We start from the raw sequence: 12428 nt of genomic DNA, 5'->3' as shown, positions 1-12428 counted from the left end.
GATCGAGTTCGGCACTCACTGCTCCGACTCGGTCGCCCCAAGCACACCGGCGACCTGTCTCGCCAACCCCGCTTCGATGACGACCGTGACGAGAATGGTGAGAAACACGGTGCCGAGCAGCAAATGCGCTCCCGAAGGATCCGACGGGGGCCTCTCCGTCTGCAGCCGGACGGCGAACAGAGTCGCGACCGACGCGGGGATAATCCCCCGCGGGCCGACGAAGCTCACGAACAGCCGTTCGCTCGTCGTGAAGCCGACCGCGATTGTCGAAACGAAAACGGCCAGCGGACGGATCACGAGCATCAGGACCGCGACGACCGCCAGCCCGGCGACTCCCAGAGCGAGGAGTTCTTCGAACTCGAGTAACGCCGCGAGCGTGATGAAGACGAACGAAAGGACCAGTAACGTCTCGTCCCTCATGAACTGTAGTATCTCCTCCTGATAGGGCAGTTCGAGACTTCCGAGGACGAATCCCGCAGTGGCGGCGGCAACGATCCCGGCCTCCGAGAACACCGAGTCAGCGGCGGCGAACGCGATGACGGCACCGGCCAGCACGAGCAACCGGGCCGTCTGCGGCGCGGTCTCGGATGGATGTTCGACCTGAGTAAGGAGATACCAGACGATCCCGGCGACCACGAGTCCGACGATCACTCCCGTCGCGAGACGCTGGACGAAGAGCCACACGTACCCGCCCGGCGCGAGTTGCTGGGCCGTCATTGCCTTGAAGAGGACGACCGCAAGCACCGCGGCCGTGACGTCGTTTACGATCCCTTCGACTTCGAGGGTCGTGGCGACCTCCTCGCGAACGGGAACCACCGCGAGAATCGGCGCGATGACCGTCGGGCCGGTGGCGACCAGCAGCGCGCCGACGAGAAACGCGATGTCCCAGCTCGCTCCCAGCAGTAGGCGCACGGTCAGCGCCGTCCCGACGAACGCGATGACCGCTCCGATCGTGATCATCCGGCTGACCGCCTTCGACGTCTTCCAGATGGCCCCGTACTCGAGGCGAAACGTCCCCTCGAAGATGATGATGGCGACGCTCACGCCGACGATGGTCGAGAGCGCACCGCCGGCGGCGTCAGGCGGTATCAACCCGAGGCCCTCCGGACCGATGGCGACGCCCGTGAGGAGGAGAAACAGTACGCTCGGCACCCGGTACTTCGCGGCGAGCAACTGCGCCCCTACACCGAGGCCGACGATGGCCGCGACGAGGGCGACCACGTCGAGGCTGACGTGAACGGACACTGTTCATCGACCTCCGAAACCGGGAGCACGAGTATCCGTGTACCACGCACCGGAGGAACCGCAACTCTCGGCCCACACGACCAACATGCGACGTTCTCCCACACCCAGTCACAAATATTCGCAGGCGCATCGACGACAGACCGCTGTCGAGAATTGCCCGGTGTCGGTACGAGAGTCGTCGAGAATCCCGAGACGAACCCAGGGTAGACCGTTCACTCGTCGGCTTCCGGTATCTGCCGCGGAAGGAACGTCGATGCAATAAGCAGGAGCAGCACGATCAGTACGAGGAGGAGCAGCGTCGCTCGTTGAGCGTCGAACATCGCGGCCTCGAAGATCCCTTCGAGCAATTGTTGTTGTGTCGGAGTGAGTTGGCTCACGAAGCGCTGCTGTGTGGCTTCGGTCGCCGTCTCTGCTGCATCTTCGAGAGCGATCACCAGATCGTTTCGTTGCTCCGTCGAAACGGCCACGTGTTCCGCTCGGAGCACTCTATCGACGACACCACCGTAGAAGTGTCCGAGAAAGTACGAGCCGACGACTGCTGTCCCCAGGGCAAACCCGATCGAACTGCTGACGTTCAGGACGCCGGATGCCTCGGCGGAGTCCGCGGTGGGGACAGCCGACATCGTCATATTCGTGATCTGTCCCAGTATGAGCCCGACGCCGATTCCATACAGCGTTACTGGGATAACCATCCCGCTGATCGTCTGGTCTGGGCCCGTCTGCTCGTACAACAGCACCAGTCCAACGCCCATACACACGATACCGACCTGGATAAGCGTCTTTGGCGAGACGTACGTTCGCCAGTTGGTCGTAAACGCCGCAAAAAGGACCGACGCGAGAGAATACGGTAACAACGCCAGCCCGGTTTCAAAGGCGGTGTATCCGAGTACTGCCTGAAGATAGACCGGGAAGATAAACAGGAAACCAGCCGAGATTATCGATCGGATGTTGTACGTAATAACGCCGGCTAAAAAGGGACGGTTCGTCAGTACGCTCATCGGTACCAGCGGTGACTCTCCGGCACGTTCCAGTCGGCGTTCGTACTGAACGAACGCGGCAAACGCGAGCAGTCCGACCCCGAAAAGCCAGATCGCCGGCGACGTCCCAAGCGGATTGAACTGCACCGCACCGACGAAGAACGGCCGTCGTTCGACTAACCACCCGTACTTGCCGGTAAGAAGGAACCCGGTGACGAGCGTCGTCGCACCGACGATGGACAGCACTGTCCCACCTTTGTCCAGCGAACTGCGCGTTTCGGACAGCGGAGTCGGACTCACGTATTGAACGAAATAGAGAATACACCCGACACCGACAATCTGGAGCGTAAATCCCCATCGCCAACTCGCGTACGTGGTTAGCGCGCCGCCGATGATGGGTCCGAGAGTCGAACCGACCCCGCTCACACCAGCCAACAGTCCGAACGCCTTCGCCCGGTCGTCGTCTTCGTAACTGACCGTCAATACAGTGAACGTCAGGGGAAACAACACGGCGGCTGCGGCCCCTTCGACGAGCGACCAGCCGAGATAGAGGATCGTGGTGTTCCAGCTAATCGACGCCACCAGCGTCCCCCCGGCGTAGACGATCAGTGCGACTGTCATTACACGCCTGACACTATGGCGAGACGGCAACGTACCGGCCGGCAGAATCAGCGCAGCGATCACCAGCGAGTAGAGTGAAACGGCCCCCTGGATCACGGTGATCGTGGTGTCGAACTCGTCTACCATCGTAGGGATCGCCACGTTCATCAGGGATGCATTGAGAACCACGAGGAACGTCGTCAGACTCACGGCGATTGCTGGAGCCCAGTATTGTATCCTCGGCTGTATTCCCCCAGATTGAGAAGGACTCCCGTTTGAAGGAGACTCTCCCGGGGTCATAGGTAGCCTCATGATTTTGATGGCCAAATATCCGGGGCGTGGTCATCCCCTCGATTCGTCAGAAACCGCTGAGACGTGCCCCCACGAGCCTGATCGAGAAGTTGAGAGACTACTCTCCCCCAGAACACGACCGCTCCGGAGATCGTAGACTGTCTCAAGAGCGGTCGGACGCGACTGTGACTCTCGAAACCCGATTAGATCCCGCTCACTTATCACCGTGATCTGCCCGACGACTCCCGGAGAACCCCGAGCGGTGCATCGGCATCGACGCGGGGAGTCTCACGGACGCCCACGACACCGACGGAACCGCCGTCGAATCGCTCAGTCTATCCGACGAACGCGAGCGGCGTCAGCGTGAGCGAGTAGGGTGGGGTAGTTCACTCCATATCGGGCTTGACGAGGATCTTGACGTGGTCGCTCTCGGGATCGATAAGTCGGTCGAACCCGTTGGCGACGATCTCGTCGAGGCCGATTCGGCCGGTGATGAACGGGTCCGGATCGAGACGGCCATCGGCGAGCATGTCGATCACCATTCCGTACTCTTCGTCGGACCGCGGTCCACCGAGATAGGCGAGCGTCCCGGTCACGGTCCGTTCGCCGAGGACGAGGTTGTTCGGATGCGTACTGACCTCCTCTTCCCAGATGCTCACGATCGTCGTACGGCCGCTCGGAGCCGTGCTCTCGACGGCCGCATTGAACGAGGGTTCGACGCCGGCGACCTCGAAGGTGATGTCGGCGCCACCGTCGGTGTGCGAGTGGATGTACTCGACGGGATCGGTCGCCGACGGGTCGATGAGTTCCGTCGCGCCGCAGTCTGCCGCCCGTTCGCGCCTGGCGTCGCGCGGTTCGGAGACGAAGATCGTTCCCGCACCGGCCACGCGAGCACACTGGATCACTGCGAGGCCGATCGGTCCGCTCCCGAACACGGCGACGGCATCGCCGGCCTGGAGTCCGGACCGGCGCACCGCGTGTAGTGCAACGCTGAGCGGCTCGACCAGTGCGCCGTGTTCGACGGGGACGTCCTCCCCGAGCGGGACGGCGTGTTCTGCGTCGACGACCGCGCTCTCGGCGAAGCCACCGCTCCCCCCGGAGAGTCCGATGAACCCGATCGAATCGCAGATGTGGTAGTTTCCTTCTCGGCACTGCCGACACTCCCCGCAGTAGAGGATGGGGTTGACCGCAACGGCGTCACCGACATCGAGGCCGGTCACGGCGTCGCCGACTTCCGAGATGGTGCCGCTGTACTCGTGACCCATCCTGATCGGCGCGACTTCCTCGGATACGGGGTGCGGGTCGCCCTCCGGAACGAAAATCGGACCGGCGGTGTATTCGTGGAGGTCTGACCCACAGATACCGCAGGCAGTGATGTCGATTCTGACGTCGTCTGGACCGACTGTCTCTTCTGTGACCTCTTCGACGCGGATGTCTTTTCGGCCGTGATATGTCGCTGCTTGCATCACGGTTTATAATAGTCTTTAGCCATAGATAGCCGTTGCTCTCCCAGAACGACAGTTCGAGGACAACACAGAGTATTCCTCGGCCAGAACATCTCTTCCAGGCCTCAAATATCGAGGTGAGATGACGGACGGGCCGTGTCGAAATCCTCAAGCAAGGATCGGTATGACGTGCGTACACACAGGTATCGGCTGTTCATCTGAAGCTATCGTTTTATTATAATTTTGACACCACCGTAGAATAAGTAGCGCCTCACATCAGCTACGACGACCGCTCCGCTCGCCAGCGCTCGACGACCTCGTCGACCGATTCCTCGGGAGCCACACCGTCGACGCTGGCTGCGAGTCCCGTCGTCTCGAACATCTGGGCGACCTCTGCGTCCGCGCCCGCAAATCGAAGATCGATTCCGCGGGAGTCGAGGTCCTGCCGGAGTTTTTCGAGCATCTGTGCGGCGCCGAAATCGACCGTCGGCGACGAGGTCAGATCGAAGACGACCAGTTCGCTATCGGCATCGCGGTTCGCAAGCCGATCGAGGAGGTCAGTTCGAACCGTCTCCGCGTTCGCGTAGAACAGTTCGGCCTCGACGCGATACACGAACACGTCCGGGCTGGTCGCCGCCGCTGGATACAGGTCGAGAGCGACGAAATGGTCCGTCCCGTCAATCCGACCGAGTTCGTGCGTCGTCGGACTGCTGACCCGGCCGATGGCAACGAGCAACGAGAGGCCCACACCGACGAAGACGCCCCAGAGCATCCCGACCGTGAGAACGCCAAGCAGGGCCGCCATCGCGATGGCGAACTCGCTCGTGCTCACGTGGTACAGCTCCCGGAGTGCGGGCACGTCGATCAGGCTCGTGACGGCGACGATGACGACTGCCGCGAGAATCGTTTCCGGGAGCGACCTAAACACGCCGGTGAGAAAGAGCAAGACGGCGACGAGCACGAGCGCGACGACGGCGTTCGTGAGCTGTGTCTTGCCGCCGACGGCGTCGTTGAGCGCCGACCGGGACATACTGCCACCGACGACGAACCCGCCACCGAAGCCGGCGGCCAGGTTGGCGACGCCGTCGGCCAGCAGCTCCTGGTTCGCGTCGGGGTCGTCGTCGTGGCGTCGGGCGAACGTCTCGACGACGCCGATACCTTCGACGTACGAGAGCAGAAACAGCGCGGCGGCGATCGGGACGAGCGATCCGAGCGTCGAGATGCTGGGTATGGCCGGGACCGTCGGCGCGGGCAGCCCGCTCGGGATCGAGCCGACGACAGCGACGCCGCGGGCCTGCAGATCAGTCACCGACACGAGCACGATCGAGAGGACCACGACGACGAGCGCGTTCGGAAATCGTGGCAGGTACCGCTCTCCGAGGACGAGCAACGCGACGCCGGCGACGCCGACGGCCAGGGTCTCGGGATTCGTCGCACCGAGTCGAGTGCCGGTGTACCAGAGTCGTTCGTAGAACGGTCCGGCTCCGCCTTCGATCCCGAACAGCTTCCCGAGCTGTGTGGACATGATGTACAGCGCCGCGCCGGCGGAAAATCCCGTGAGTACGGAGTCCGAGATGAAGTGGACGAGAAATCCCAGCCGAAACGCCCACGCGACAATCGCGAAGACGCCGACGAGGAGCGTCGTCACGATAGCAAGCGACGCGTACGAGGCGGTGGTCCCGCTGGCGACCGCTCCGACGCCGCTTGCGAGCAAGATCGCCAGCGCCGAAGTCGGTCCGACGATGAGCTGCCGAGAAGTGCCAAACAACAGGTAGGCGACGACGGCCATCAACCCGGCGTACAGGCCGGTCTCCGGTGGCAGGTTCGCCAGCGACGCGTACGCCAGCCCTTCGGGGATGACGGACGCGGCGACGGTGATCCCCGCGACGACGTCCAGTCGAAGCCACGACGCATCGTATCGCGGAAGCCACTCCAGCACCGGGAGTATCGACGACAGTTGTCGGCTGAGTCGTTCTTTGAGGGATTCTGTGGACACCGAGACTCACCCGTCGGATGGGACCGCCGCGGCTGTTGGATTCAGCGTGCGCGATGGTACGTCGGCATCGCATATAGTACGGGAGCGACACGCGGCTCCGATAGGGGCGAGCGGCAGGTATACCGAAGTACACCGGGCGCGCAGTTTTATTGTCGTCGTCCCCCTCGGTAGGGCTGTTAGATGGCAGCTGAAGAACGAAAAGAGGCGATCCAGCGGGCAAACAGCACCTCGTGTCCGATCGTCCACGCGGTCGACATCATCGGCGAGACGTGGCGACTGAACGTGCTGCTGGCGCTCCAGGACGGGGAACTGCGATTCAACGAGCTGAAACGCGAGACCGAAGCGCGGTCGCGCACGCTGTCCCAGACGCTGGAGACCCTGCTGGAGAACGACCTCGTCGAGCGGCGCTCCGAGGAGGCGGATCCGATCGCGGTGTACTACAGTCTCAGCGAGAAAGCGAAGGCGCTCCGACCGGTGTTCGAGGATCTCGAAACGTGGGCCGACGAGTGGCTGGACGACCCGGGGGACGCCGACCCCTCCGAAGAACTGTAGGCGCTCGGTCAGGGATCGACCCGTTCGTCGATCCACGCGACCGTGCGGCGGTCCTGTTCTCGGTCGGCATCGCGACCCGGCGTCGGTTCGCCGGGTGTGACGAAACCGTGGCCTGCTCCCTCGATTGTGTGGAAGTCGGCTCCGTGTTGCATCGCGACGCGTCGCGCGTCCTCGTAGGGGACGATCTCGTCAGCGTCGCCGTGGATCACGAGCGCCGGAAGCGAGCTCTCGCCGAGACGGTCGTCGGGATCGTATCGCCGGAGTTCGTCGTACAGCACCCGCCCGATCTCGAATCGACCGTCGACGCTGAGCGTCCCGGTCGCCCGGAGTTCCGCCAACTGCTCGCCGGTGAAGTTTCGAACGCCCCACGGGAGCGTCGGATCGAGGAAGGTCCCGTCCACGTCCAGCACCGGGTTCCAGAGAACGACGCCCGAGAGGTCGTCGCCGAAGCGGTCGAGCGAAAGGCACGTCGAGACGGCGCCGAAGCTCTTGGCCACGACGAAGTACGGGCCCGGACACTCGGCGGTGACGTACTCGAACGCGGTCTCGAAGTCGAGGCGTTCGCCCGCGACCGTCACGCCGCTCGGGTCGCCGTCGCTGTCCCCGTGACCGCGATAGGTAAACCGGACGGCATCGAAGCCGGCCTCGGTGAGACGGTCGGCGAGGCGGACGAACATCCCGCCCTCGTCCATGTCCTGAGCGAGTCCGTGCGCGAGCAAGACCGCCCCCTTCGTGGGACCGTCAGCGCGGTGGCGCGCGGCAGCGAGCGTGAGACCGTCCGGGGTTTCGAGGCGATGGGGCTCTCCCGCAGTCATCCGTCGGTCGAGTCGCGGAGCAGCAATCGAAGTGCAGTGCGATCGTCGAGACGGTCGGGGTCGATCGAACGCGCAGTCAGTCTGTGGGACACGTCGTGTTCTAGAGCACTGATGCAAAAATACCCAGCAGCGTCCCGCGGGATAGCTGGTACGGTGCGGGAAACCGGCGTCCGCCGGTCGGCGACGTTGGACAGAGCGACCGACGCTACGACTCCGCGTCCGATCGGAACTCCTTGCGCCCGTCGAGCGTGTCCGGGACGAGACGGAAGTCGCGGAATGGAACGTCTTCGGGCGGACGATCGAAGATGTCGACCCTGGGGATCCGCACCGCCCACAGCCCCTGTACTTGCATCGACTCGTAGGGTGCATCCGACACCTCCTCGAGCTGACCGGTCGCGACGGCGCTTCGCCACTGGCCGTCCTCCCGTCCGTGGGCGACGAACGCGACCGGGTGGTCGAGAAACTCGGCCTTGCCCCCTTCGTCGGGGAACGAGAGGCGGAAGTAGAACTGCCGCTCGTCGGCGTAGTAGCCGTACGACACCGGAACGGTGAACGGCGGCTCGTCGGCGGCCGTCGAAAAGGAAATTACGCCGGTCCCGCCATCGTCGAGGAACTCGTCGAGTTCATCGTCGGACAGTTTCGCCCAGCGAATCGAGTCCATGTGTCACGATACAACGACTCATAGGAAAAATAGCGGGTCCGACGCCGAACACACGAACTCGCGGAAACGCCGGCCAGGAAAAGAGAACGTCGAGACCGCATCTGCCACGATAGCCTGTGTCGCCGGGTGACGTTCGGCCTCGGGCGGCCTGATCGCTGTCGGCTTCTTGATCGTCGCCGTCCGCAGCGAGTTCGGAGCAGCGAGTCGGGAAAAAGGTAAACCGAACCGCCTCGTAGCCTCGGCCGATGCTGCTGGTGCTGTGCGTCGACCTCGACGACGACCTGGGTCGCAAGACCCCGGTCGGATCACCGGTGATCGGCGAGGAGCCGGTGCGGGAAGCCGCGGTCGCGCTGGCGACGGCCGATCCCGAGGACAGCGACGTCAACGTGCTGTTCCAGGGGCTTCACATCGCCGAGGAGGTCGAGGACGAGGCCGTCGAGGTCGCCGCGGTGACCGGCACCGACGGCAGCGACGTCGCGGCCAACCGCGCGGTCGGCGAGGAGGTCGACACCGTGCTGGCGAGCCTCTCGACCAGCGAGGAGGTCCGGGCGCTGGTCGTCACCGACGGCGCGCAAGACGAGAGCGTGATTCCGGTGATCCGCTCGCGCGTGACCGTCGACGGCGTCCGGCGCGTCGTCGTCCGGCAGGCCCAGGACCTCGAATCGATGTACTACACGATCAAGCAGGTGCTCAACGACCCCGAGACGCGGGGGACGCTGCTGGTGCCGATCGGCATCCTGCTGATGATGTACCCGCTGTCGGTGCTGGCGAGCTACTTCGAGCTACCGGGGCTGGTGCTGGGCACCACGTCGGCGCTACTCGGGCTCTACTTGCTCTCGCGGGGGCTGGGCCTGAGCGAGTCGATCGATCGATGGGTCGAGCGCGGACGCCGGAGCCTCTACGCCGGGCGGGCGACGCTGATCACGTACCTGGTCGCCACCGTGTTGCTGGTGATCGGCGGCGCCAGCGGCGTCGAACAGCTCGAAGCGCTCCAGTCGAGCAGCGCGGCGCCGCTGAGCGCCGTCGAGGTCGCCGCGGCGCTGGTGTACGGCGCCGTCCGCTGGTTCGCGGCCGCCGGGCTGACGACCAGCCTCGGCCAGATCACTGACGAGTACCTGGCCGAGCGGCTGCGCTGGCGCTATCTCAACGCTCCGTTCTACGTGCTGGCGATTGCGCTCGTGCTCCACGCCGTCGGCGCGTACGTGCTCGGCATCGTCGATCTGTCCATTCTCGCCGGCGCACTGACCGCCGGAACGCTGCTGGGGATCGCAAGCACCCTCACGTTCGCCATCGCGGAAGCGCGGTTTCCGCGGGACGCCGAAGTGGCGTCGTAGCGCCGGCGACCTGTTGCGGAACCGAAACGTTTTCTCTGCGGAGAGTCCTCACTCCGACGTATGCCGATCTACGACCGCGAGGACCCCGACGGCTTCGAGGCGATCGACCGCCGAGCGGACGGCGTCGGCTGGATCGCCCACCCCGACGAGGAGGGCCAGCGGGCGAGCCATGCCGTGCGGGGCGACGACGGCGTCTGGCTGCTGGACCCGATAGACGCGCCGGGCGTCGACGACCTCGTCGCCGATCTCGGTGACGTCGCCGGCGTCGCCGTGCTGTCGGACTACCACGCGCGGGACGCCGCCGCGTTCGCGCGCCGACACGACGTTCCGGTCCACGTCCCGGCGTGGATCGACCGCGTCGACGACCGCATCGACGCCCCGGTCGAGCGGTTCGAGGGCGACCTCGGCGGCTCGGGCTTTCGCGCGATCGAGTACGCGCCGTTTCCCGGCTGGACCGAGGCGTTTCTCTACCGCGAGTCCGAGGGGACGCTGTACGTCCCCGATTCGATGGCCGCCGAGAAAGGAACGCTGGTCGGCGACGAGCGGATCGCACTCTTCGTGCTGATTCGCCTCCGGCCGCCCCGGGACCAGCTGACCGAGCTCGACGTCGAGCGGGTGCTGTTCGGGCACGGGGCGGGCGTGTTCGAGGACGCCGACGCCGCGCTCGCCGATGCGCTCGCGGGTGCACGGCGTCGATTCCCGCAGGCGCTCGTCGCTGGGGGATGGACCGAGCTGAAGCTGGCCGCGGCAGCGCTACGGTGAGAACCCAGTCCTCGATGAATCCGACCTCCCGCCGGGAACCGGAGCGTACGTTCCGGTACGTGCGTGTGCAAACTGAGCAATGAAGCCTCCCTGAGGAAAAGTACAGTTTGAAAACATTCATGTAAGTAAGTGAATCAGTTGAAAACATGGGACGAGTATCCCGGCGTCAAATGCTATCTACATCTGCTGGAATTCTTGCTGGATCTGCTGGGTGCTCAATGATAACGGGAAGCGATACTGCGACGGTTGAGCTCCTCGCAGTTGGTGCAACAAACCGTACAGGAACCGTCCAGACAGTTCACTCCATAGTAATAGATGAAGAAAAAGAGGAAATCCTCTATTGGGGATCAAATGAGGTGGAAAGTGGCGATACGTGGGGATATGAATTTGAGGAAGGGAGAAGGCCCAGCCAATATACGGTTAGAGTCCGGGTCAATGACAGGACTAAAACAGCACACCCCCATGAATGGGGCGTAGAGTGTACGTGGGCCACGGCACACTTAGAACAGCCAGAAAACGAACTGCAACTCTCAATTCCGGAAGCCCACCTTGATTGTGACAATCTGTAAACCTGAATTTTCGTATTCAGCATGCTGTTCCTAACAAATCCTCGGTAGATCACACTCCGTAGCGTTAGATCAGCTCCCTGTACTTACCGTGGCGTTCACAGATAGTTGCGTGCAAAAACCCATAAACGACCAATTACTGGTCATTCTGATGGTACAGCGCGTACGCGGCGCGGTGCATCACGGGTCACGATCGCACTCACCATTTACGAACTGCGTTCGCGGCTCGCCACGTTCACCGCTCGCGTACGACCACGAACTCGGCGAGATCCCGCAGGTACTCGCCGGCTTCGGTATCGGCGGCGTCGGTCCGCTCTAACGCTGCCAGCGCCTGATCGGCTTCCTCGCGAGCCTTGGCGTTGGCTTCCTCCGTGGAGAGTTCGGTGACCTGCACCACGGAGGGACGCCCCATCTCGGCGTCCTGCCCGGTCGGCTTGCCCAGCTCGTCGGCGTCCGCGGTGGCGTCGAGGACGTCGTCGCGGATCTGGAAGGCGACGCCGACGCGCTCGGCGTACTCCCCGAACGCCTCGACGGTGAAGGGGTCGGCGTCGGCCGCGATGGCGCCGAGTTCGGCCGCGGCGCGGAACAGCGCGCCGGTCTTGCGCCGCGCGAGCTCCATGTACTCCTCCTCGTTCGAGGGGATCGCGACCAGCTCGGTCGCCTCGCCCTCGCCGAGTTCGATCATCGACTCGGTGGCGGCCTGCATCGCGCGCGGTTCGCCGGAAAACAGCTCGAACGCCTCGCCGAGCAGGCCGTCGCTGGCGACGATCGCGGGCCCGTAGCCGAAGGCGGTCCAGGCGCTCTCGACGCCGCGGCGCACGTCCGACTGATCGATCACGTCGTCGATGACCAGCGAGGCGTTGTGGACCAGCTCGACGCCGACGCCGAAGTCCACGGCGTCCTCGGCGTCGCCGCCCGCGGCCTCGCAGGCCAGCAGCGTCACGAGCGGCCGGACGCGCTTGCCGCCCGAGAGCGCGACGTGGCCCACCTCCTCGCCCAGCTCCGACGGCTCGACGCCGTCGATCACGGCTTCGAGCCGATCCTCGACGAGCGTCCGCCGGCGCTCCAGAAACTCCATTATCGGCGGCTTAGGAGTCGCCGGGCAAGTAGGTGACGGATCGGAGCGTCTCGACGTCGAACGGTGCTCCCTATGACTATTCTTTCAGTGCAGAAACAATTTGTGG

The 12428-nt window shown here is 64.1% G+C and carries 11 protein-coding genes and 1 pseudogene; 5 read left to right on the top strand and 7 right to left on the bottom strand.

Translation table 11 applies throughout. From position 1 onward, the window contains the following. Nucleotides 1–15 precede the first annotated feature (15 nt). Nucleotides 16–1245, bottom strand: coding sequence for a cation:proton antiporter (locus tag NO931_RS07210; protein WP_256391953.1), 1230 nt, complete (start codon nt 1243–1245; stop codon nt 16–18). Between the two features lie 212 nt (nt 1246–1457). Then, nucleotides 1458–3032: an MFS transporter gene (locus NO931_RS07205; protein WP_375142044.1), complete on the bottom strand. Its 1575-nt coding sequence runs from the start codon at nt 3030–3032 to the stop codon at nt 1458–1460. A 326-nt stretch (nt 3033–3358) separates the two neighbouring features. Between NO931_RS07205 and NO931_RS20815 the strand changes: the two are divergent. Further along, nucleotides 3359–3484 (top strand): annotated as a pseudogene (locus NO931_RS20815) (RNA-guided endonuclease TnpB family protein); the annotation flags it as partial. Between the two features lie 15 nt (nt 3485–3499). Here the strand turns inward: NO931_RS20815 and NO931_RS07195 are convergent. Continuing rightward, nucleotides 3500–4579 carry a 2,3-butanediol dehydrogenase gene (locus NO931_RS07195; protein WP_256391951.1) on the bottom strand — a complete coding sequence of 360 codons (1080 nt, stop codon included), beginning with the start codon at nt 4577–4579 and terminating at the stop codon, nt 3500–3502. A gap of 259 nt (nt 4580–4838) precedes the next feature. Next, nucleotides 4839–6554, bottom strand: a complete 1716-nt coding sequence (locus NO931_RS07190) for a SulP family inorganic anion transporter (protein ID WP_256391950.1) — start codon at nt 6552–6554, stop codon at nt 4839–4841. A gap of 180 nt (nt 6555–6734) precedes the next feature. Between NO931_RS07190 and NO931_RS07185 the strand changes: the two genes are divergently transcribed. Beyond that, nucleotides 6735–7106, top strand: coding sequence for a winged helix-turn-helix transcriptional regulator (locus NO931_RS07185; RefSeq protein ID WP_256391949.1), 372 nt, complete (start codon nt 6735–6737; stop codon nt 7104–7106). 8 nt (nt 7107–7114) lie between these two features. On the opposite strand, the gene NO931_RS07180 is transcribed toward NO931_RS07185, so the two are convergent. Then, complete coding sequence (locus NO931_RS07180; RefSeq protein WP_256391948.1) at nt 7115–7921, bottom strand: alpha/beta hydrolase; 807 nt, start codon at nt 7919–7921, stop codon at nt 7115–7117. Nucleotides 7922–8126: 205 nt separating this feature from the next. Next, a complete protein-coding gene (locus NO931_RS07175; protein ID WP_256391947.1) occupies nt 8127–8582 on the bottom strand; it encodes a pyridoxamine 5'-phosphate oxidase family protein in 456 nt (151 codons plus the stop codon). Nucleotides 8583–8827: 245 nt separating this feature from the next. On the opposite strand from NO931_RS07175, the gene NO931_RS07170 reads away from it, so the two are divergent. The 3 genes from NO931_RS07170 (at nt 8828) to NO931_RS07160 (ending at nt 11247) form a co-directional block, all read left to right on the top strand. After that, nucleotides 8828–9916 (top strand): DUF373 family protein, encoded by a 1089-nt coding sequence (locus NO931_RS07170; RefSeq protein WP_256391946.1) that lies wholly within the window; start codon nt 8828–8830, stop codon nt 9914–9916. A gap of 60 nt (nt 9917–9976) precedes the next feature. After that, a complete protein-coding gene (locus NO931_RS07165; protein ID WP_256391945.1) occupies nt 9977–10678 on the top strand; it encodes a hypothetical protein in 702 nt (233 codons plus the stop codon). Between the two features lie 146 nt (nt 10679–10824). After that, nucleotides 10825–11247 (top strand): hypothetical protein, encoded by a 423-nt coding sequence (locus tag NO931_RS07160; protein ID WP_256391944.1) that lies wholly within the window; start codon nt 10825–10827, stop codon nt 11245–11247. Nucleotides 11248–11479: 232 nt separating this feature from the next. Here the strand turns inward: NO931_RS07160 and NO931_RS07155 are convergent, their stop codons facing one another. Further along, nucleotides 11480–12322, bottom strand: a complete 843-nt coding sequence (locus tag NO931_RS07155) for a polyprenyl synthetase family protein (protein ID WP_256391943.1) — start codon at nt 12320–12322, stop codon at nt 11480–11482. Between the last annotated feature and the right edge of the window lie 106 nt (nt 12323–12428).

Source organism: Natronoarchaeum rubrum, from assembly GCF_024494695.1.
This window is presented reverse-complemented; position numbering and strand designations above follow the sequence as displayed.